The organism is Chimaeribacter californicus, assembly GCF_002858675.1.
In the GTDB taxonomy this organism is placed as follows: domain Bacteria; phylum Pseudomonadota; class Gammaproteobacteria; order Enterobacterales; family Enterobacteriaceae; genus Chimaeribacter; species Chimaeribacter californicus.
Window position 1 is genome coordinate 1 of record NZ_PJZF01000012.1, and the last position, 19,812, is coordinate 19,812.

Here is a 19,812-nt window from a genome sequence, read left to right on the forward strand (position 1 = left end):
TCCCCATCGGGGCGCCGGGGTGGCCGGATTTGGCTTTCTGCACCCCATCCATGCTCAGCGCACGGATAGCATTGGCAAGCTCTTTACGAGAGGACATGTTCAACTCCAGGTCGGATTAAAAAAGCGATCAAGTCAGGCATTTTGTCAGAGTCGGCATTAAAACGGCAATCGTTAAAACCATTTGTGAAGGCGATCACAAGTTGTCAGCCATTCTGGTGCACTTTTTCGGAAAAATGGTCTATGCCGGTGCAGCCCCATTACTTACCTTAACGCTTTCTTTACGTTTGGGGTATGCTGCGCCCCGGTTCCCTTGTTATGTCACAGGAAGATAACTCTATGAAAATGCGCCCCGCGCTTTTAGCGTTCAGCATGGCTGCCCTGCTGAGCGGTTGCCAGAACATGAATTCCCAGTCTTTGCTGCAATCCGGCGCGCAAGCCTACCAGGCGGCCACCCTGAGTGATGAGCAGGTCAAAACCCTCAGCGTGCAATCCTGCGAAGAGATGGACAAAAAAGCACAGATCGCCCCGGCGGACAGCGAATACAGCCAGCGGCTGGCGAAGATCGCCGCCGCGCTGGGTGACAACATCAACGGCCAGCCGGCGAACTACAAGGTCTATGTCACCAAGGATGTGAACGCCTGGGCGATGGCCAACGGCTGCATCCGCGTTTACAGCGGGCTGATGGATCTGATGGACGACAACGAAGTGGAAGGCGTGCTCGGCCATGAGATGGGCCACGTGGCGCTGGGCCACACCCGTAAAGCGATGCAGGTGGCTTACGGCACCACCGCCGCGCGTACGGCGGCCTCGGCGCTCGGCGGCATCACCGGCGCGCTCTCCCAGTCTCAGCTGGCGGACCTCGGTGAGAAACTGGTTAACGCGCAGTTCTCGCAGAAGCAGGAGTCCGAAGCGGATGACTACTCCTTTGATCTGCTGAAAAAACGCGGCATCGACCCGATTGGGCTGGCCACCAGCTTTGAAAAGCTGGCCAAACTCGAACAGGGCGGCGGCCTTGACTGGCTGAGCGATCACCCCTCTTCTGAGGCGCGCGCCAGACATATCCGTGAGCGTATCGCCGCCGGTAAATAAGCGCGGTTCACAGGCATAAAAAAAGCAGCCAACCGGCTGCTTTTTTCTTAGGGGCAAAATAGCGCGATTACGCGCCTTTTTTGTCCGCCTGCACGTGGAGCATCTCCAGCGCCAGCGTCGCGGCGGCCAGCGCCGTGATCTCGGACTGGTCGTACGCCGGGGCGACTTCCACGATGTCCATGCCGACGATGTTGATGTCGAGATCTTTCAGGCCGCGAACCAGTTTCAGCGCGCGATCGGAGGTCAGGCCGCCGATCACCGGTGTGCCGGTGCCCGGTGCGTGTGCCGGGTCCAGGCAGTCGATGTCAAAGCTCAGGTACACCGGCAGATCGCCGACGATCTGTTTCACCTGCGCCAGGATGTCGTCCACGGTGCGGTCGTTGACCTGTGCCGCGTCGAGCACGGTGAAGCCCAGATCTTTGTCGAACTCGGTACGGATGCCGATCTGCACGGAGCGGTCAGCGTCAATCAGCCCTTCGTTCGGCGCATGGAAGAACATGGTGCCGTGGTCGAATTTGCTGCCGTTGGAGTAGGTGTCGGTGTGCGCATCGAAATGCAGCAGTGCCATTTTGCCGAACTGTTTGGCGTGGGCACGCAGCAGCGGCAGGGTGATGAAGTGGTCACCGCCGAAAGTCAGCATACGCTTGCCGGATGCCAGCAGTTTTTCCGCGTGGGCCTGCAGCTTGTCGGTGAAGTCCTGGGCGTCGCCGAAGTTAAACACCAGGTCACCGCAGTCCACCACGTTCAGGCGCTCGCGCAGGTCAAAACTCCACGGCCAGCGTTTGCCTTCCCACGCCAGGTTTACCGACACCTGACGGATCGCCGCCGGGCCGAGGCGGGAGCCGGAACGGCCGGAAGTCGCCATGTCGAACGGCACACCGGTAATGACCCACTCTGCGTCGCTGTCATACGGCTGGAAGTTTACCGGAAAACGCAGAAAACCAAATGCATTGGAAACCAGAGAGTTATCGGGTTGATGTCCCAAAGTGCTCATCGTTCATCCTCTTTATTATCCACCCCGGCGCGGCCGGGATGCGGGTGTAAAAAAATTCCCTCCCCGCCCGCAGGCGCGGCAGAGAGGGGACTGTTATCAGGTTACTCGTCTTCCAGGTAGGTGTAGCCGTACAGACCGGCTTCAAACTCTTCCAGGAATTCGCTTTGCAGCGCGTCATCCAGATCGGTCTCTTTGACCTGATCACGGAAACGAGCCAGCAGCACTTTCGGGTCAAGTTGCACATATTCCAGCATGTCGGCCACGGTGTCGCCGTCATCGGAATGCTGCACTTCAACATTGCCGTCCGGGAACACAAACACATCCACTGCGGCGGTATCCCCAAACAGGTTGTGCATGTTGCCCAGGATCTCCTGGTACGCGCCGACCATAAAGAAGCCCAGCACCGGCGGGTTCTCCGGGTCGTAAGGCGGCATCGGCATGGTGGCGGCCACGCCGTCACCGTCAACATAGTGATCAATGGTGCCGTCGGAGTCACAGGTGATGTCGAGCAGCACGGCGCGGCGCTCCGGCGGCTGGTCCAGCCCTTCCAGCGGCAGCACCGGGAACAGCTGGTCGATCCCCCACGCATCCGGCATTGACTGGAACAGCGAGAAGTTGACGTAGAACTTGTCCGCCATGCGCTCCTGCAACTCATCGATAATCGGGCGGTGCGCACGGTTGCTCGGGTCAAGCTGCTGCTGGATCAGGTTGCAGATGTTCAGGTAGAGCTGTTCAGCCCAGGCGCGGTTGGTCAGGTCAAGCATCCCGTGGGCATACTGGGTGTGGACGTCGTGCAGATCCATCTGGCTGTCATGCAGCCATTCGCGCAGCGAGCGGCGGTTGGCCGGGTCGTGCATCTCCTGCCAGGTGTTCCACAGGCTCTCAAGCGCACGCGGCGCATCTTCCGGCGGCGGCAGCGGATCATCACTGAACTCGTTGCGCTCCACGCCAATGACGTTGGACACCAGCACCGTGTGGTGCGCGGTCACGGCACGGCCGGACTCGGTGATCACCGTCGGGTGCGGCAGGTTATGCTCATTACAGGCTTCGCCGATGCCCCAGATCACGTTGTTGGCGTACTCATTCAGGCCATAGTTCACCGAGCAGTCAGACTGCGAGCGCGTGCCTTCATAGTCTACGCCCAGGCCGCCGCCGACGTCGAAGCACTGGATGTTCACGCCGAGTTTGTGCAATTCCACATAGAAGCGCGCCGACTCACGCACCCCGGTGGCGATGTCACGGATGTTCGCCAGCTGCGAGCCGAGGTGGAAGTGCAGCAGTTGCAGGCTGTCGAGGCGGCCGGCCTCACGCAGGGTTTCCACCAGCTTCAGTACCTGGATCGCTGCGAGGCCGAATTTGGATTTTTCACCGCCGCTGGACTGCCACTTGCCGGAGCCCTGGGAGGCCAGGCGGGCACGCACGCCCAGGCGCGGCACCACATTCAGGCGTTCCGCTTCTTCCAGCACCATATTGATCTCAGACATCTTCTCGATGACCAGATAGACCTTATGGCCCAGCTTCTCGCCAATCAGCGCCAGGCGGATATATTCGCGGTCTTTGTAGCCGTTGCACACAATCACTGAACGGGTCATGCCGGCGTGCGCCAGCACTGCCATCAGTTCCGCCTTGGAACCGGCCTCCAGCCCCAGCGGTTCGCCGGAATTGATCAGCGACTCAATCACGCGGCGGTGCTGGTTTACCTTGATCGGGTAGACCAGGAAGTAGCCGCCCTGATAACCAAACGACTCGCGTGCGCGTTTGAACGCCGCATTAATCGAGCGCAAACGGTGTTGCAGGATCTGCGGGAAACAGAACAGCGCGGGCAGGCGCTGGCCATCTTCTTCACGCAGCTCCTTGACCAGCTCTGCCAGGTCAACCCGCGCTTCAGGCACGTCCGGATCCGGGCAGACACTGATGTGGCCCCGTTCGTTGACGTCATAATAGTTGTTGCCCCAATAGGCGACATTATACGTGCGCAGCATTTTGCTGGCATTCCGGTCATTCACGGCAACCTCCTGCATGGAGCGCAAAGAAATAGGTTCGCCCGACAAGGACGGACGGTGGTGCAACATATCATCAGACATCATTTGCCTCTTATTCTGTACTGACAACATGGCCAGCCACTATCACAGTAATAATCGATGAGAACAACCCACACCATGCCCCTCCACGCAGGATAAAACGCTGCTGGGAAGGCGGTGTAAGGGCGTTAACACCCCTTTAAGTGTAAAACACCTGCTTCAAACCTCGACTCTCGAGGCGAATTATTCCGGCGTTATGCCGGTTATACGGAAGTTGAAGCGTCAGAAACGACGTCTCCGGCCTGCGGGGATAACAGCGCAGACTAAAGGTTCAGGGGAGTGATCCAGGCTTGCCGGCCCGGGAATCCTGGGTTGCACCCAGAGGGGGATAACACCGTTCAGATGTCGAAGACAAAGAGGAGAGGCAGGTTGCCGTGGCGAGTGACATCACGCGATGCCGCAGCTGCATAAATGTAACAACCGGTAAACAGCGGGTCATTAATCTCACCACCTCCACGCACGCTGCCGGGTTGGCAGCCAAGCCTCTAAGAAATAATTAACAGGGTCGGACGGGTGCCCGATGCGCGCTGGTTATACCGGTATCAGCCTGAAAATGCAAAATGAAAATGTGTGCCGCAACGTTTCAGGCGACGCCTTGTGCAGCGGCGCGCGCTTTGCTGTAACAACCTTGCAAAAAAAGCACTGGCAATCCGGCCAAAAGCTGACCTAAAATAGCCGTCCAGATGTTAATCCGTCTATCGTGGTTAACCAATGAACTGTTGATCGGCTCGTCTGCGGGCAGTGCGGGATGCATTTCAGACCCAGGGGAGCTGCGCTCACCTCTTATCCGGCATGCCCTGTGCCGCACAGTAATTACTTAACCCGTTTCTCAAGGTGAAGAAGATAATGGCTAAACACCTCTTTACGTCCGAATCTGTTTCAGAAGGACATCCGGACAAGATTGCCGATCAGATTTCTGACGCCGTTCTTGACGCCATCCTCGAGCAGGATCCGAAAGCACGCGTGGCGTGTGAAACCTATGTCAAAACCGGCATGGTCATGGTAGGCGGCGAGATCACCACCAGCGCCTGGGTCGATATCGAAGAGATCACCCGTAACACCGTGCGTGAAATTGGTTATGTTCATTCTGACATGGGCTTTGATGCCAACTCCTGCGCCGTATTGAGTGCCATCGGCAAACAGTCCCCGGACATCAACCAGGGCGTTGACCGTTCTGACCCGCTGGAACAGGGTGCCGGTGACCAGGGCCTGATGTTTGGCTACGCCACCAATGAAACCGACGTGCTGATGCCGGCCCCGGTCACCTATGCCCACCGTCTGGTGCAGCGCCAGGCTGAAGTGCGCAAGAGCGGCATCCTGCCGTGGCTGCGCCCGGATGCAAAAAGCCAGGTCACCTTCCAATATGACGGCGGCAAAATTGTCGGCATCGACGCCGTGGTGCTCTCTACCCAGCACGCAGAAGAGATCGGCCAGAAAGAGCTGCAGGAAGCGGTGATGGAAGAGATCATCAAACCGGTTCTGCCGGCAGAGTGGCTCAGCACCAGCACCAAATTCTTCATCAACCCGACCGGCCGTTTTGTGATCGGCGGCCCGATGGGCGACTGTGGCCTGACCGGCCGTAAAATCATCGTTGACACCTACGGCGGCATGGCCCGTCACGGCGGCGGTGCCTTCTCCGGCAAAGACCCGTCCAAAGTTGACCGCTCTGCGGCCTATGCGGCGCGTTACGTGGCGAAAAACATCGTGGCGGCCGGCCTGGCTGACCGTTGTGAGATTCAGGTCTCCTACGCCATCGGCGTGGCGGAACCGACCTCCATCATGGTTGAAACCTTCGGGACTGAGAAAGTGCCTACCGAGCAACTGACCCTGCTGGTGCGTGAGTTCTTCGACCTGCGCCCTTACGGCCTGATCCAGATGCTGGACCTGCTGCACCCGATCTACAAAGAAACTGCCGCCTATGGCCACTTTGGCCGCGAGCACTTCCCATGGGAAAAAACCGACAAAGCCGCGCAACTGCGTGATGCTGCCGGCCTGAAGTAAGTTTCTGCATGAATGATGACCCCGGCAGGGAACTGCCGGGGTTTTTTATTATTTATTGCCCGGCTTTTTTCAGGTGGTTGGCGGCCTAGGAAAGGGGCAGCTTTTGATTTCCGCCTTTTTATTCCCCTTTTTTACCCATTAATAAAAAAGGGAATATTTACGTTTTCCCATGCCCTTTTGCGTATTTCTCTGATAACTGAAACCGATTACACATAAAAGTCACTTATAAAACAGGGAATTATATTTTTCTTTTGTAAGCTTTCGTCAAAATCTGATTGCTCTTTCATCGCGCTTCAACGAATAATCTGCGGCGCGCATTTCGTCCCGTTATTTCGGGCGCGAAGGCTCGATTAATCAGCAATATACCTGGTTATAATAGGTGTAACCGATTACATAAGTGTGATCTGGCGCACTTTATCAACGAGACTGGGCAAATAACATAGCGACCTAATTAATACATGCCATCTTGGAGGCCCAATGAGTAACATTACGTTAAGCAAAGAAAGGAATGGCTCTAGTGCCAGAATCACTTTCTTTGTTTGTTTTCTTGCCGCACTGGCTGGGCTGCTGTTTGGCCTGGACATCGGCGTTATCGCCGGGGCGCTGCCGTTTATCAGCAATGAGTTTCAGATAACCAACCATCAACAAGAGTGGGTGGTCAGTTCCATGATGTTCGGTGCCGCCGTAGGCGCCGTCGGCAGTGGCTGGCTTAACTTCCGCATTGGCCGTAAATACAGTCTGATGATCGGCGCAGTGCTGTTTGTGATTGGCTCTCTGGCTTCCGCCCTGGCCCCGAACGTGGACGTGCTGATCGTTGCACGTGTGCTGTTGGGCCTGGCCGTGGGTATCGCCTCCTACACCGCCCCGATCTACCTGTCGGAAATCGCACCGGAGAAGATCCGCGGCAGCATGATCTCCATGTACCAGCTGATGATCACCATCGGTATTCTGGGTGCCTACCTCTCTGATACCGGCTTCAGCTACACCGGCGCATGGCGCTGGATGCTGGGCGTGATCACCATCCCTGCCCTGCTGCTGCTGATCGGCGTTTTCTTCCTGCCGGACAGCCCACGCTGGCTGGCGGCCCGCGGCAGCAATGAAAAAGCGCGCCGGGTGCTGGAAAAACTGCGTGACACCAGCGAGCAGGCAAAACGTGAGCTGGATGAGATCCGTGAAAGCCTGAAGATCAAGCAGTCCGGCTGGGCGCTGTTCAAGAGCAACTCAAACTTCCGCCGCACCGTGTACCTCGGCATCCTGTTGCAGGTGATGCAGCAGTTCACCGGGATGAACGTCATCATGTACTACGCGCCGAAAATCTTCGGCCTGGCCGGTTTCGCCAGCACCAACCAGCAGATGTGGGGCACGGTGATTGTCGGGCTGGTCAACGTACTGGCGACCTTCATTGCGATTGGCCTGGTAGACCGCTGGGGCCGTAAGCCGACCCTGAAGCTGGGCTTCCTGGTCATGGCGATCGGCATGGGCGTACTGGGTACCATGCTGCACCTCGGCGTGGAGACCATGGCGGCGAAATACTTCGCTATCGCGATGCTGCTGATCTTCATCGTCGGCTTTGCCATGAGCGCCGGCCCGCTGATCTGGGTATTGTGCTCTGAGATCCAGCCGCTGAAAGGGCGTGATTTCGGTATCACCGTCTCTACCGCCACCAACTGGATTGCCAACATGATTGTGGGCGCGACCTTCCTGACGATGCTGGACACGCTCGGCAACGCCAACACCTTCTGGGTGTACGGCGCGCTGAACGTGGTGTTCATCTTCATCACCATCGCGCTGATTCCGGAGACCAAAAACGTCTCGCTGGAACACATCGAACGCAACCTGATGAAAGGCAAAGCGCTGCGCGACATCGGTGCTCAGGACTGATTATCGCGGCTTCTGCTGACAGGGCGCCCCACGGGGCGCCCTTTTTTTATTGCCGGAACCGGCCGGCTTCACTATTCTGCCGGATATGAAACCAGTACGAATCCCGATCGCCCTGCAACAGGCGGTGATGCGCTGCCTGCGCGAGAAATTGCAGCAGGCCAACCAGCAACTGGGCACCGATTACCCGGAGCCGGTGCTGCTCTACCAGCAGCGCGGCACTTCGGCGGGCACCGCCTGGCTTGACCGCTGGGAGATCCGCCTCAACCCGGTATTACTGCTGGAGAATGAGCAGCGCTTCATTGATGAAGTTATTCCGCATGAACTGGCGCACCTGCTGGTGCACCGCCGGTTCGGCCGCGTGCCGCCGCACGGCAAACAGTGGCAGTGGATGATGGAGAGCGTGCTGGGCGTTCCGGCGCGGCGTACCCACCAGTTTGAGATTGCCTCCGTCCAGAGCAAAACCTTCCTCTACCAGTGCGGCTGCCAGCATCACGAGCTGACGCTGCGCCGCCATAACCGCGTGCTGCGCAACGAAGCGGAGTATCGCTGCCGCCGCTGCGGCCGCACTCTGCACCCGGCCGGGGATACACCCACCTGACCTTGCGTGACCGCGCCGTAAAAACGGGGCCGCTGATTTGCCACCGTGTTACACATCCGTTACTCTCGCACTTTTCCCCTCAGGCAGTTTTGGAATATGTCCCGCAAAATTATCGTTACCCTGCTTCTTACCGGTGCCCTGTTGCCGCTTACCGGCGTCAGCAAAGAGATTAACAACTTCAGCCAGGCCAAGGCGGAAGCGGCAAAGATTCACCAGGACGCGCCCGGCGATTTCTACTGCGGCTGCAAAATCACCTGGCAGGGCAAAAAGGGCATCCCCGATCTCGCCTCCTGCGGCTATCAGGTGCGCAAAAGCGCCCTACGCGCCAACCGTATTGAATGGGAGCATGTGGTGCCGGCCTGGCAGTTCGGCCACCAGCGCCAGTGCTGGCAGGACGGCGGGCGTAAAAATTGTGTGAAAGATCCGGTCTACCGCCAGATGGAAACTGACCTGCACAACCTGGAACCGTCCGTCGGCGAAGTGAACGGCGACCGCGGGAACTTCATGTATAACCAGTGGCGCGGCGGTGAAGGCCAGTACGGCCGCTGTGAAATGAAAGTAGACTTCAAAGACAAGAGCGCCGAGCCACCGGCCCGCGCCCGGGGTGCCATCGCCCGTACTTATTTCTACATGCGTGACCACTACCAGCTGCGCCTCTCCAGCCAGCAAACCCAGCTGTTTGACGTCTGGAACCGCCTCTACCCGGTCACCGACTGGGAGTGCACGCGGGACAACCGCATCGCCGCCGTACAGGGCAACCACAACCCCTATGTGCAGCAGGCTTGCCAGCAGCGAAAAGGCTAACCTACACTAGGCATTCCGCGCGCAGGGCCAGAGCCGCTGCGCGCCCGTTGCGCCGTACTGCGGCCTCCCTTATGTCACACAGGACGTTGAACCCCGTTATGCGTATTCCCCGCATTTATCATCCGGAACCGCTGCACTCCGGCAGCACCCTCACGCTGAGCGATGAGGCCGCCAACCATGTCGGCCGCGTGCTGCGCATGACCGCAGGCCAGCAACTGCACCTTTTTGACGGCAGCAACCAGGTCTTTCCTGCGGAGATTACCCAGGTAGAGAAGAAAAGCGTACAGGTACGCCTGGGCGCGGGCGTGGTGCAGGATGTGGAGTCACCGCTTGACCTGCATCTCGGCCAGGTGATGTCGCGCGGGGAGAAGATGGAGTTCACCATCCAGAAGTCGATTGAGCTGGGTGTCAGCACAATTACCCCCCTGTTTTCCGAGCGCTGCGGGGTTAAACTGGACGGCGATCGGCTGGCGAAAAAGATCCAGCAGTGGCAGAAGATCGCCGTGGCCGCCTGTGAACAGTGCGGCCGTAACCGCATTCCGCTGATCCGTGAGGCGATGACCCTTGAGGCGTGGTGCCGCGAGCAGGATGACAGCCTGAAGCTGAACCTGCACCCGCGCGCCAGCCAGAGTATTAACACCCTGCCCCTGCCGGTGAAAAAAGTTCGCTTGCTGATTGGCCCGGAAGGGGGATTATCGTCAGACGAAATCGCCATGACCGCCACGGTGGGCTTTACCGACATCCTGCTGGGGCCACGCGTTTTACGTACCGAAACTACCGCGCTCACAGCGATAACTGCACTCCAGGTGCGCTTTGGCGACCTGGGTTAAAGGAGAGAGAATGATCAAGCTCGGCATCGTGATGGACCCGATTTCCTCCATCAACATTAAAAAAGACACCAGCTTTGCCATGCTGCTGGAAGCACAGCGCCGCGGTTGGGAAATCCATTACATGGAAATGAACGACCTCTACCTGCGCGGCGGTGAAGCGCGGGCGCGCACCCGCCTGCTGAGCGTGGAGCAGAATTACGAACAGTGGTACCAGTTTGGCGGCGAGCAGGACATCCCGCTGCACCAGCTGGACACCATCCTGATGCGTAAAGACCCGCCGTTCGACACCGAGTTCATCTACGCCACCTACATCCTGGAGCGCGCGGAAGACAAAGGCACGCTGATCGTCAACAAGCCGCAGAGCCTGCGTGACTGCAACGAAAAGCTGTTCACCGCCTGGTTCCCGGAACTGACGCCGGACACGCTCGTCAGCCGCGACAAGGCGCACCTGCGCAACTTCCACCAGGAGCACGGCGATGTGATCCTCAAGCCGCTGGACGGCATGGGCGGTGCCTCCATCTTCCGCGTGAAGCAGGATGACCCGAACGTATCCGTGATCATCGAAACCCTGACCGAGCACGGCAGCCGTTACTGCATGGCGCAAAACTACCTGCCGGCCATCAAGGAAGGCGACAAGCGTGTGCTGGTGGTGGACGGCGAGCCGGTGCCTTACTGCCTGGCGCGTATTCCGGCACAAGGTGAGACGCGCGGCAACCTGGCGGCCGGTGGCCGTGGCGAAGCCCGCCCGCTGAGCGAATCTGACTGGCAGATCGCCCGTACTGTGGCGCCGATCCTGAAGCAGAAAGGCCTGATCTTTGTGGGTCTGGATATCATCGGCGATCGCCTGACGGAAATTAACGTCACCAGCCCGACCTGCGCCCGTGAAATCGAAGCCGCGTTCCCGATCTCCATCACCGGGATGCTGATGGATGCCATTGAGAAGCGCCTGGCCGCCCGCTAACGCCTGAAAGCCCGGAAACTGGCCGCCTTTTCAGAATGCGGCCAGTGACTTGCTCTGCCATACACCGCATACTACAGATCGTGTACCCTTTAACCCCGCGAAACCTCCAAACTATAATGAATTTACAGCATCACTTTCTTATTGCCATGCCCTCTTTGGACGATCCGCAATTCAAACGTGCCGTTGTGTATATCTGTGAGCACAATGAAGAAGGCGCGATGGGTCTGGTGATTAACAAGCCGATTGAGCAGCTCACCGTGGAAGGTGTGCTGGAAAAACTCAATATCGCCCCGGTTGCCCGCGACCCCGCCATCCGCCTGGACAAGCCGGTCTTTTCCGGCGGCCCCCTGGCAGAAGATCGCGGCTTCATCCTGCATACCCCACGTGAGAGCTTCGGCTCCAGCATCCTGATTTCTGACAAGACGATGATCACCACCTCCAAAGACGTGCTGGAAACCCTGGGCACCCTTGACCAGCCGGAAGAGGTGCTGGTGGCGCTGGGTTACGCCAGCTGGGAGCAGGGGCAACTGGAGAAAGAGTTGCTGGAAAATGCCTGGCTGACCTCCGAAGCCAGCGTCGATATTCTGTTCACGGTGCCGGTCGCTGACCGCTGGCGTGAAGCCGGCCGCCGTCTCGGCATCGACATCACCAACATTGCGACCCAGGCGGGCCACGCCTGATGAGCCAGCGCACCTTAATCGCCTTTGACTTCGGCACCAAAAGCATCGGTGCCGCCATCGGCCAGGAGATAACCGGCACCGCCCGCGCCCTGTCCGCCTTCAAAGCGCAGGACGGCACCCCCGACTGGCAGAAGATCGAGAAGTTGCTGAAAGAGTGGCAACCCGATCTGGTGATCGTGGGCCTGCCGCTGAACATGGACGGTACCGAGCAACCGCTGACCGCCCGGGCGCGCAAGTTTGCCAACCGCCTGCATGGCCGCTTTGGCGTGCAGGTCGAGCTGCATGATGAGCGGTTAAGCACCGTAGAGGCCCGTGCCCACCTGTTCAGCAGCGGCGGTTTCCGCGCGCTGGACAAAGGCAGCGTGGATTCCGCCTCCGCCGTGGTGATCCTCGAAAGCTGGTTCGAAAACCATTACGGTTAACCTCCGGTATCAGCGCGCCGTGTGCCTGCCGCCGCGCTGACTGCCGTTTTCAGCCACCTCTTTTCTAACGCCTGTTCCCCCCTCACCTCGTTTCCATCACCCCATTTCCAGCGCCTGTTTTCCGCCCTTATCAGCCCCTTCCTCCCGCCCGTTCACTACTCAGCGAATACCACGCCTTCGGCTTCCCGCTGTTTCCGGTGCTGGGCGAAGGTCTGCATCCCGGCCTGCGCGCCGGTCTGTAACAGGCCGGGCAACTGGTGGGTTTTGCCCTCGCGGATCAGGTTGCTTACTGCCGGGGTGGCGGCCAGCGTCTCAAACAGTGCCGTGCGCCCGCCGCCCGCCGTGGCACACAGCATCTGCGCCACCACCGCCCGCAGGCTGCCCGCCAGCTGCGCGCGGGCAAAGGCTTTCTCCTCTGCCGGGAACACATCCACCAGCCGGTCTACCGCCTGCGCCGCGCTGCGGGTATGCAATGTTGCCAGCACCAGGTGGCCGGTTTCCGCTGCCGTCAGCGCCAGCCGGATCGACTCCGCATCCCGCAGCTCGCCGAGCAGAATCACGTCCGGGTCTTCCCGCAGCGCCCCGCGCAGCCCCTGTGCAAAGGTCGCGCAGTGCAGCCCGATCTCCCGCTGCTGGATCAGGCAGCAGTCGCTTGGGTGCAGGAATTCGATCGGGTCTTCCAGTGTGATGATGTGCCGCGCATGGTGGCGGTTGAGGTGGCCGACCAGCGCCGCCAGTGTGGTGGATTTGCCGCTGCCGGTGGCCCCGGTCACCAGGATCAGCCCATCCTCCGCCGTAACCCACTCCAGCAGCACCGGCGGCGCGCCCAGGGCAGCGGGCGTCGGGCAGGCCACCGGCAACGGCCGCAGCGCAGCGGAAAGCCCGTTGCTTTGGTGGAACAGATGCGCACGGAAGCGCTGCCCGCCCGGCAACGTCAGCGCGGCATCAAGCTGGCCGTGGGTCTCCAGCGCCTGCCGCTGCGCCCCGTCAAGCCAGGGTTCACACCACTGCGCCAGCTGGGCGGCGGTGAGCGGGGGAACGCCCTCCCCGCACCGCAAGCTGCCGTCCTGCCGCCAGATGGGCGGATGTCCGGTACAGAGGTGCAGATCGGAGGCATTATGCTTTACACTAAGGGCCACCCATTCATTGATATCCATGTCACGACGCCTGAGCCACTATGAGTACGATTGAGCACAATCTACAGGATGTTCGCCGCCGTATCGCCGCCGCTGCCGCAGAATGCGGGCGGGATGCCAAAGAAATTACGCTGCTTGCCGTGAGTAAAACCAAACCTGCGAGTGCGCTCGAAGAAGCGATGGCTGCCGGGCAGCGCGCCTTTGGGGAAAACTATGTGCAGGAGGGCGTGGACAAGATCCACCACTTCGCCGGACACCCGCTGGCGACAGAGCTGGTCTGGCACTTTATCGGGCCGCTGCAATCCAATAAAAGCCGTCTGGTGGCGGAGCACTTTGCCTGGTGCCACACCGTAGACCGGCTGAAGATCGCCACCCGGCTGAATGAACAGCGCCCCGCCTCACTGCCGCCGCTCAATGTGCTGATTCAGGTCAACATCAGTGACGAAGCCAGCAAGGCGGGCATTCCTTTATCGGAATTACCTGCACTGGCTGACGCGGTGGCCGCGTTGCCCAACCTGCGGCTGCGCGGGCTGATGGCGATCCCGGCCCCGGAAAGTGACTACGCGCGCCAGCTGGCGGTGTTCCGCGGGATGGCCGACGCGCTGGCGGCGTTACAGGCGCGCCACCCGCAGGCGGACACGCTGTCGATGGGCATGACAGACGATATGCCCGCGGCGATTGCGGCGGGCAGCACTATGGTTCGCATCGGCACCGCGATTTTCGGCGCGCGGGACTACGGCGCGCCCCAGTAACCTCACCCTGACCGCGCCGGGATGATGCCCGGCGCGAAACTGACTAAGCGGCATAACCCCAACAAGGAGTCCCATGCAACATCGCAACATTGCCTTTATTGGTGCTGGTAACATGGCGGGCGCCATCGTCGCCGGACTGGTGGAAGGCGGCTACCCGGCCGATCTGATCAGCGTCTGCGCCCCGTCCGCTACCCATCGCGATGCCCTGGCAGAACGCTATGGCGTGCACAGCCGCAGCGACAACGCCGCCTGCGCCGCCGAGGCGGGCGTGGTGGTGCTGGCAGTGAAACCGCAATTGATGGCGGAAGTGTGCGGCGCGCTGCGCAGTCAGGTGGACTTCAGCGGCAAGCTGGTGCTGTCGATTGCCGCCGGGGTCACGGTGGAGCGCTTCTGCGCGCTGCTGGGTGAACAGCTCAATATCGTGCGCATCATGCCGAATACGCCGTCTTTGGTCGGCAAAGGCATGAGCGGCTTGTACGCGCCGGAGTACGTCACCGCGGAGGATCGCGATTTCACCGCCGCGCTGATGGAATCCGTGGGCAAAATCTGCTGGGTAGAGGATGAGCACGGCATCAATCAGGTGATCGCCGCCGCCGGCAGCGCCCCGGCCTACTTCTTCCTGTTTATGGAAGCGATGCAGCAGGAGATGGAGCGCCAGGGCTTTCCGGCAGACAAAGCGCGCCTGCTGGTGCAGCAGGCGGCCAGCGGGGCAGCAGCCCTGGTGGAAGCCAGCCCGGAGGTTTCCATCGGCACGCTGCGCGAGCGCGTGACGTCGAAAGGCGGCACCACGGCGGAAGCGCTCCGGGTCATGAATGAGCAGAAATTGCCGGAGATCGTCGCCAGCGCCATGCAGGCCGCCATCGCCCGCGCTCAGGATATGGAAAAACAGTTTTAATCACAGGAACAAGGTAATTTATGCTGACGCTGACTTTTCTGGTCAAAACCCTGGTCGACCTCTACGTGATGGTGCTGCTGCTGCGCATCTGGATGCAGTGGGCGCGCACCGACTTCTACAACCCGTTTTCGCAGTTTGTGGTAAAGATCACCCAGCCTATCGTCGGGCCGCTGCGCCGCGTGGTGCCGTCCCTCGGGCCGGTAGACAGCGCCTCGCTGCTGCTGGCGTTTCTGCTGATGACCATCAAGTACCCGCTGCTGCTGTTGATCCAGGTCGGCGGCATCTCGCTCAGCCCTTATAATCTGCTGTTTGGCCTGATCTCGGTGCTTAAGTCAGCCGGTTATCTGGTGTTCTGGATGATCATTATCCGCTCGATCATGAGCTGGGTCAGCCGCGGCAGCAGCCCGATGGACTACGTGCTGATGCAGCTGACCGAACCGCTGATGGCCCCGATCCGCCGCGTTATCCCGGCGATGGGCGGCATCGATTTTTCCGCGATGGTGGTGGTATTAATTCTCTATATGCTCAACTACCTGGGCATGGATCTGTTCGGGCAGCTCTGGTTCCTGCTGTGAGTGCAGTGACCGCGCAACTGGACGGGCTGGTGCTCAGGCTATATATTCAGCCGAAATCGAGCCGCGACCAGCTTGTCGGGTTACATGGCGACGAACTGAAAGTCGCCATTACTGCCCCGCCGGTGGATGGGCAGGCCAATGCCCATCTGGTGAAATTTCTCGCCAAACAGTTCCGGGTGGCCAAAGGCCAGGTGATCATCGAAAAAGGTGAGCTTGGCCGCCACAAACAGGTCCGCATTATTGCGCCGCAGCAGATCCCGGCTGACGTGGCCGCGCTGCTTGTCCCCTGATGCCGCTCCGGCGGCATCCCTATTTAACGCAGGATACCCCATGCAAAAAGTTGTTCTCGCCACCGGTAACGCCGGCAAAGTGCGCGAGCTGGCCCATCTGCTGGCCGGGTTTGGCCTGGATGTGGTCGCCCAGACCGATCTGGGTGTTGAGTCGGCGGAAGAGACCGGCCTGACCTTTATTGAAAACGCGATCCTCAAGGCGCGCCATGCGTCCCGCATTACCGGCCTGCCGGCGATTGCCGACGACTCCGGGCTGGCGGTGGACGCCCTCGGCGGCGCGCCGGGCATCTACTCTGCCCGCTACGCCGGTGAAGACGCCAGCGACCAGCAGAATCTGGAGAAGCTGCTGGCAGCGCTCAGCGATGTGCCCGCCGGGCAGCGCCAGGCGCAGTTCCACTGTGTGCTGGTTTACCTGCGCCATGCCGATGACCCGACGCCGCTGGTCTGCCACGGCAGCTGGCCGGGTGAAATCACCTTCGCCGCCGAAGGCACCCACGGCTTCGGCTACGATCCGATCTTCTTCGCGCCGGAAGCGGGCAAAACCGCCGCCACCCTGACGCGAGAAGAGAAGCGCGCCGTGTCCCACCGCGGCCGGGCGCTGTCACAACTGTTGGATGCGATGAAACATGCATAACCTGCCGCCGCTCAGCCTCTATATCCATATCCCGTGGTGCGTGCAGAAATGCCCCTACTGCGATTTCAACTCCCACGCCCTGAAGGGCGAGGTGCCGCACGACGACTACGTGGCGCACCTGCTGGCGGATCTGGACATGGACGTGCCTGACGTTGCAGGACGCACCCTCAGTACGATCTTTATCGGCGGCGGCACGCCGAGCCTGTTAAGCGCCGAAGCGATGCAGACGCTGCTGGACGGCGTGCGTGCGCGCCTGCCGCTGGCCGCGGATGCCGAAATCACCATGGAAGCCAACCCCGGCACCGTAGAGGCTGACCGCTTCAGCGGCTATCAGCGCGCCGGCGTGAACCGTATCTCGATTGGGGTGCAGAGTTTCAGCGCCGAAAAGCTGACGCGACTGGGCCGCATCCACGGCCCGGACGAGGCCAAACGCGCCGCCCGGCTGGCGGAAAGCCTCGGCCTGCGCAGCTTTAACCTCGATTTGATGCACGGCCTGCCGGACCAGTCGCTGGAAGAGGCGCTGGACGATCTACGCCAGGCGATCGCCCTCAACCCGCCGCACCTGTCGTGGTACCAGCTCACCATCGAACCCAATACGCTGTTTGCCTCACGGCCGCCGGTGTTGCCGGATGATGACGCCCTGTGGGACATCTTTGAAAAAGGGGATGAACTGCTCACCGCGGCGGGCTACCGGCAGTATGAGACCTCGGCCTATGCCAAACCGGGTTACCAGTGTCAGCACAACCTCAACTACTGGCGCTTTGGTGACTACCTCGGCATCGGCTGCGGCGCACACGGCAAGATCTCCCTGCCGGACGGCAGCGTTATCCGCACCAGCAAAACCCGCCACCCGCGCGGCTATATGCAGGGGCGCTATCTGGACAAGCGGCAGCCGGTGGCGGCAGCCGACATGCCGTTTGAGTTCTTTATGAACCGCTTCCGCCTGCTGGAACCGGCCCCGCGCGCCGAGTTCGCGGCCTTTACCGGCCTGCCGGAGAGCGTGGTGCGCGCCCCGCTGGATGAGGCGCTGAAGCAGAATTACATCACCGAAACCGCCGACGCATGGCAGATCACGCCGCACGGCAAACTGTTCCTGAACTCGCTGCTGGAGCTGTTCCTGCCGGACGAGGCGTAAACCGCACTGAGACAAAAACGGGCGTCCTGTGAGGGACGCCCGTTTTTTATTGTGCGTTATCCGGCGGGTTATTTCAGGCTGCTGAGCAGCCCGGCACGCTGGTTTTCCAGCGCGGTGACGCGGTTACAGACTTCGTGGCCGAACTGGCTGAAATCCTGCTCCTGATTGCTCCACTCGGCCTGAATCGCCTGTTGCAGGCCGCCCAGGTTGCCCATCACCGCCTGCAACGGGTTGTCGGAGGAACCGGACGCCTGCTTGACGCCCATTTCGTTCAGGCTGTCCTGCAATACGCCGCCCATGCTCTGCTGCACAATGCGTTTGCCGTCCTCTTCGACCTGCGAAATCGCCTGGTGGTGGAACACCAGCCCACCGTCGCGGTGCTCAAGGATGCGGTTCATCTGCTGCTTGAGCTGGCCGTTCAGGGTCGTCAGGCGGGTGCGCACATTGCTGTCACTGCCGAGCTGCTCGACGATCACCTTGTCCAGCGCCACGCGCGCCTTCTCCAGATGCTGTTGCGCACCGGTGTCGATCCACGGCAGGTCACGGCGCAGCGCGCCCTGATAATCCACCGCTTTCTGGCGTTGCAGCGTGTCCAGATCCATCCGCTTGCCGTTGTTGTTGATGTCACCGGTCGGCGAAATGGTAAAGTTGCCGCTGGCCCCCACCACCTGCACCGTTTGCGGGGTGATGACGATGTCATCCTGCGGTTTGACGTTGCACTGGTATTCCGCCTGCGCCTGCACGGCAGTCAGCATTGCGGCGGCACACAGGCCATATGTTAATGCGCTTTTCAGTTTCATCGTTCTCCCTCTCCTGTCGCCCCCAAGGCGGCAGATTAAAAAATTGAGCGGCCAATCCGCTGCGCCAGCTGTTCTAAGGCAGCGGTGCCGGCCAAAGAGTTCCCTGCCGGATCGAGTTCCGGCGACCACACCGCAATACACATCTCATCCGGCACCACGGCGATGATGCCGCCGCCAACGCCGGATTTGCCCGGCATCCCCACGCGGTAGGCAAACTCCCCAGCCCCGTTGTACATGCCGCACGTCACCATCAGGGCATTGATCTGCCGGGCCTGGCGCGGCGACAGCAGCGCCGTCTCTGAGGCCAGCGGCCGCCCCTGGTTCGCCAGGTAGACGAAGGTGCGGGCCAGTTCACGGCAGCTCATGCGCAGGGCACAGTAATTAAAATAGGTCTGAAGTACCGAAAGTACCTCATTCTCAAAGTTGCCGAAGGATTTCATCAGGTAGGCGATGGCCGCATTGCGGTCACTGTGCTCGAACTCCGAGCGCGCTACCCGGGTGTCGTAGACGAGGTCAGGCTGCCCGGCGAGTTGCCGCACCACTTCCAGCATCCGCTGGCGCGGGGCGCTGAGGCGGGTCTGCAACATGTCGCACACCACCAGCGCGCCGGGGTTGATGAACGGGTTACGCGGCTTGCCCTGCTCCAGCTCCAGCTGCACCAGTGAGTTAAACGGCTGGCCCGACGGCTCCTTGCCGACGCGCTGCCAGATCTCATGCTCCTGATAACGCGTCAGCGCCAGCGTCAGGCTCAGGACTTTGGAGATCGACTGGATGGAGAAACGCTCCCCGGCGTCCCCGGCATAATATTCCCGCCCGTCAAGGGTACAGATGGCGATGCCCATCCGGTCTGCCGGCACTTCCGCCAGCGCCGGAATGTAGTCCGCGACCTTGCCCTGCCCAATCAGCGGCCTGACCTGCTGCACAATCTCCTCCAGCAGGGCGTTGTCCAGCTCTGTCATCACCTTGGGTGCTCCGCGCACGTTACTTCTCCCTCGCTATAAACATCTCTCTTTCCCACACTGCCTGTCACGGCCGCTACGTTAATGGTGGCTTAGGTTAATGTGGCTATTGTACTCATCTTCACACGCCGGATGCGTTGCTGAATCTTTCTTATTTTTTCTTTTAAATGGCACGCTATTTCCCGCCTCCTGACACGTTTCAGCTAAAGATGAATATATTTAGCAACTTATAAAAACAGCGGAAAATCAGTCAGATAACCCTTAAGAGTTATCAAACATCGAACTTGATCTGCAT

General features: G+C 60.2%; 23 protein-coding genes. 16 read left to right on the forward strand and 7 right to left on the reverse strand.

Annotation, left to right across the window (positions count from 1 at the left end; all coding sequences use genetic code 11):
* A partial coding sequence (locus CYR55_RS24215; protein ID WP_201900571.1) for a hypothetical protein occupies positions 1–97 on the reverse strand: 97 nt, incomplete at its 3' end.
* 239 nt (positions 98–336) lie between these two features.
* Between CYR55_RS24215 and loiP the strand changes: the two genes are divergently transcribed.
* Positions 337–1,089 (forward strand): metalloprotease LoiP, encoded by a 753-nt coding sequence (gene loiP, locus CYR55_RS13870; RefSeq protein WP_101816747.1) that lies wholly within the window; start codon positions 337–339, stop codon positions 1,087–1,089.
* A 67-nt stretch (positions 1,090–1,156) separates the two neighbouring features.
* Here the strand turns inward: loiP and speB are convergent, their stop codons facing one another.
* From speB to CYR55_RS24275, 3 genes are all read right to left on the reverse strand, one after another.
* The gene (speB, locus tag CYR55_RS13875; protein ID WP_101816749.1) at positions 1,157–2,083 is read right to left on the reverse strand and encodes an agmatinase; all 927 of its coding nucleotides are present in this window, start codon (positions 2,081–2,083) and stop codon (positions 1,157–1,159) included.
* 101 nt (positions 2,084–2,184) lie between these two features.
* Positions 2,185–4,167: a biosynthetic arginine decarboxylase gene (gene speA, locus CYR55_RS13880; protein ID WP_101816991.1), complete on the reverse strand. Its 1,983-nt coding sequence runs from the start codon at positions 4,165–4,167 to the stop codon at positions 2,185–2,187.
* Positions 4,168–4,435: 268 nt separating this feature from the next.
* Complete coding sequence (locus CYR55_RS24275) at positions 4,436–4,603, reverse strand: hypothetical protein (protein ID WP_476739106.1); 168 nt, start codon at positions 4,601–4,603, stop codon at positions 4,436–4,438.
* 81 nt (positions 4,604–4,684) lie between these two features.
* On the opposite strand from CYR55_RS24275, the gene CYR55_RS23580 reads away from it, so the two are divergent.
* The 9 genes from CYR55_RS23580 to ruvX all read left to right on the forward strand — a co-directional run bounded on the left by CYR55_RS23580 (position 4,685) and on the right by ruvX (position 12,341).
* On the forward strand, positions 4,685–4,834 hold the full coding sequence (locus CYR55_RS23580; protein ID WP_165699596.1) for a hypothetical protein: 150 nt from the start codon (positions 4,685–4,687) through the stop codon (positions 4,832–4,834).
* 176 nt (positions 4,835–5,010) lie between these two features.
* A complete protein-coding gene (gene metK / locus CYR55_RS13890; RefSeq protein WP_101816754.1) occupies positions 5,011–6,165 on the forward strand; it encodes a methionine adenosyltransferase in 1,155 nt (384 codons plus the stop codon).
* A gap of 477 nt (positions 6,166–6,642) precedes the next feature.
* The gene (locus CYR55_RS13895) at positions 6,643–8,046 is read left to right on the forward strand and encodes a sugar porter family MFS transporter (protein ID WP_101816756.1); all 1,404 of its coding nucleotides are present in this window, start codon (positions 6,643–6,645) and stop codon (positions 8,044–8,046) included.
* Between the two features lie 85 nt (positions 8,047–8,131).
* A complete protein-coding gene (locus tag CYR55_RS13900; protein ID WP_101816993.1) occupies positions 8,132–8,644 on the forward strand; it encodes a SprT family zinc-dependent metalloprotease in 513 nt (170 codons plus the stop codon).
* A gap of 96 nt (positions 8,645–8,740) precedes the next feature.
* On the forward strand, positions 8,741–9,448 hold the full coding sequence (gene endA / locus CYR55_RS13905; RefSeq protein WP_101816758.1) for a deoxyribonuclease I: 708 nt from the start codon (positions 8,741–8,743) through the stop codon (positions 9,446–9,448).
* Positions 9,449–9,546: 98 nt separating this feature from the next.
* Positions 9,547–10,278 carry a 16S rRNA (uracil(1498)-N(3))-methyltransferase gene (gene rsmE, locus CYR55_RS13910; RefSeq protein WP_101816760.1) on the forward strand — a complete coding sequence of 244 codons (732 nt, stop codon included), beginning with the start codon at positions 9,547–9,549 and terminating at the stop codon, positions 10,276–10,278.
* Positions 10,279–10,288: 10 nt separating this feature from the next.
* The gene (gene gshB / locus CYR55_RS13915; protein WP_101816762.1) at positions 10,289–11,239 is read left to right on the forward strand and encodes a glutathione synthase; all 951 of its coding nucleotides are present in this window, start codon (positions 10,289–10,291) and stop codon (positions 11,237–11,239) included.
* Positions 11,240–11,355: 116 nt separating this feature from the next.
* Entirely contained in the window at positions 11,356–11,919 is a 564-nt protein-coding gene (locus CYR55_RS13920; protein WP_101816764.1) for a YqgE/AlgH family protein, read from the forward strand.
* A complete protein-coding gene (gene ruvX / locus CYR55_RS13925) occupies positions 11,919–12,341 on the forward strand; it encodes a Holliday junction resolvase RuvX (RefSeq protein WP_101816766.1) in 423 nt (140 codons plus the stop codon). Before CYR55_RS13920 ends, ruvX begins: the two co-directional genes overlap by 1 nt.
* Before the next feature lie 155 nt (positions 12,342–12,496).
* On the opposite strand, the gene CYR55_RS13930 is transcribed toward ruvX, so the two are convergent.
* A complete protein-coding gene (locus tag CYR55_RS13930; protein WP_101816769.1) occupies positions 12,497–13,498 on the reverse strand; it encodes a type IV pilus twitching motility protein PilT in 1,002 nt (333 codons plus the stop codon).
* A gap of 20 nt (positions 13,499–13,518) precedes the next feature.
* Between CYR55_RS13930 and CYR55_RS13935 the strand changes: the two genes are divergently transcribed.
* From CYR55_RS13935 to hemW, 6 genes are all read left to right on the forward strand, one after another.
* Positions 13,519–14,229 (forward strand): YggS family pyridoxal phosphate-dependent enzyme, encoded by a 711-nt coding sequence (locus CYR55_RS13935; RefSeq protein WP_101816771.1) that lies wholly within the window; start codon positions 13,519–13,521, stop codon positions 14,227–14,229.
* Between the two features lie 73 nt (positions 14,230–14,302).
* Positions 14,303–15,124: a pyrroline-5-carboxylate reductase gene (proC, locus tag CYR55_RS13940; RefSeq protein WP_101816773.1), complete on the forward strand. Its 822-nt coding sequence runs from the start codon at positions 14,303–14,305 to the stop codon at positions 15,122–15,124.
* A 20-nt stretch (positions 15,125–15,144) separates the two neighbouring features.
* Positions 15,145–15,699 (forward strand): YggT family protein, encoded by a 555-nt coding sequence (locus tag CYR55_RS13945; protein WP_101816775.1) that lies wholly within the window; start codon positions 15,145–15,147, stop codon positions 15,697–15,699.
* Positions 15,696–15,989, forward strand: a complete 294-nt coding sequence (yggU, locus tag CYR55_RS13950) for a DUF167 family protein YggU (RefSeq protein WP_101816777.1) — start codon at positions 15,696–15,698, stop codon at positions 15,987–15,989. The genes CYR55_RS13945 and yggU overlap by 4 nt, the downstream gene beginning before the upstream one ends.
* A 40-nt stretch (positions 15,990–16,029) precedes the next feature.
* Positions 16,030–16,623, forward strand: coding sequence for an XTP/dITP diphosphatase (locus CYR55_RS13955; protein WP_101816779.1), 594 nt, complete (start codon positions 16,030–16,032; stop codon positions 16,621–16,623).
* Positions 16,616–17,758 (forward strand): radical SAM family heme chaperone HemW, encoded by a 1,143-nt coding sequence (gene hemW, locus CYR55_RS13960; RefSeq protein ID WP_101816780.1) that lies wholly within the window; start codon positions 16,616–16,618, stop codon positions 17,756–17,758. Before CYR55_RS13955 ends, hemW begins: the two co-directional genes overlap by 8 nt.
* A 68-nt stretch (positions 17,759–17,826) precedes the next feature.
* Here the strand turns inward: hemW and CYR55_RS13965 are convergent, their stop codons facing one another.
* Together CYR55_RS13965 and glsB are read right to left on the reverse strand one after the other, a co-directional pair.
* Entirely contained in the window at positions 17,827–18,558 is a 732-nt protein-coding gene (locus CYR55_RS13965) for a YggN family protein (protein ID WP_101816782.1), read from the reverse strand.
* 35 nt (positions 18,559–18,593) lie between these two features.
* Entirely contained in the window at positions 18,594–19,520 is a 927-nt protein-coding gene (gene glsB, locus CYR55_RS13970; protein WP_101816784.1) for a glutaminase B, read from the reverse strand.
* Positions 19,521–19,812: the final 292 nt, after the last annotated feature.

What these genes read in the sequence shown, in the direction of transcription:
- CYR55_RS13935 (WP_101816771.1), top strand. Translation starts at nt 13,519, where the DNA reads ATGAGTACGATTGAGCACAATCTACAGGATGTTCGCCGCCGTATCGCC.
- proC (WP_101816773.1), top strand. Translation starts at nt 14,303, where the DNA reads ATGCAACATCGCAACATTGCCTTTATTGGTGCTGGTAACATGGCGGGC.
- gshB (WP_101816762.1), top strand. Translation starts at nt 10,289, where the DNA reads ATGATCAAGCTCGGCATCGTGATGGACCCGATTTCCTCCATCAACATT.
- hemW (WP_101816780.1), top strand. Translation starts at nt 16,616, where the DNA reads ATGCATAACCTGCCGCCGCTCAGCCTCTATATCCATATCCCGTGGTGC.
- CYR55_RS13900 (WP_101816993.1), top strand. Translation starts at nt 8,132, where the DNA reads ATGAAACCAGTACGAATCCCGATCGCCCTGCAACAGGCGGTGATGCGC.
- CYR55_RS13920 (WP_101816764.1), top strand. Translation starts at nt 11,356, where the DNA reads ATGAATTTACAGCATCACTTTCTTATTGCCATGCCCTCTTTGGACGAT.
- ruvX (WP_101816766.1), top strand. Translation starts at nt 11,919, where the DNA reads ATGAGCCAGCGCACCTTAATCGCCTTTGACTTCGGCACCAAAAGCATC.
- CYR55_RS13945 (WP_101816775.1), top strand. Translation starts at nt 15,145, where the DNA reads ATGCTGACGCTGACTTTTCTGGTCAAAACCCTGGTCGACCTCTACGTG.
- metK (WP_101816754.1), top strand. Translation starts at nt 5,011, where the DNA reads ATGGCTAAACACCTCTTTACGTCCGAATCTGTTTCAGAAGGACATCCG.
- rsmE (WP_101816760.1), top strand. Translation starts at nt 9,547, where the DNA reads ATGCGTATTCCCCGCATTTATCATCCGGAACCGCTGCACTCCGGCAGC.
- CYR55_RS13965 (WP_101816782.1), bottom strand. Translation starts at nt 18,558, where the DNA reads ATGAAACTGAAAAGCGCATTAACATATGGCCTGTGTGCCGCCGCAATG.
- CYR55_RS13895 (WP_101816756.1), top strand. Translation starts at nt 6,643, where the DNA reads ATGAGTAACATTACGTTAAGCAAAGAAAGGAATGGCTCTAGTGCCAGA.
- CYR55_RS13955 (WP_101816779.1), top strand. Translation starts at nt 16,030, where the DNA reads ATGCAAAAAGTTGTTCTCGCCACCGGTAACGCCGGCAAAGTGCGCGAG.
- CYR55_RS13930 (WP_101816769.1), bottom strand. Translation starts at nt 13,498, where the DNA reads ATGGATATCAATGAATGGGTGGCCCTTAGTGTAAAGCATAATGCCTCC.
- endA (WP_101816758.1), top strand. Translation starts at nt 8,741, where the DNA reads ATGTCCCGCAAAATTATCGTTACCCTGCTTCTTACCGGTGCCCTGTTG.
- CYR55_RS23580 (WP_165699596.1), top strand. Translation starts at nt 4,685, where the DNA reads ATGCGCGCTGGTTATACCGGTATCAGCCTGAAAATGCAAAATGAAAAT.
- CYR55_RS24275 (WP_476739106.1), bottom strand. Translation starts at nt 4,603, where the DNA reads ATGACCCGCTGTTTACCGGTTGTTACATTTATGCAGCTGCGGCATCGC.
- loiP (WP_101816747.1), top strand. Translation starts at nt 337, where the DNA reads ATGAAAATGCGCCCCGCGCTTTTAGCGTTCAGCATGGCTGCCCTGCTG.
- speB (WP_101816749.1), bottom strand. Translation starts at nt 2,083, where the DNA reads ATGAGCACTTTGGGACATCAACCCGATAACTCTCTGGTTTCCAATGCA.
- speA (WP_101816991.1), bottom strand. Translation starts at nt 4,167, where the DNA reads ATGTCTGATGATATGTTGCACCACCGTCCGTCCTTGTCGGGCGAACCT.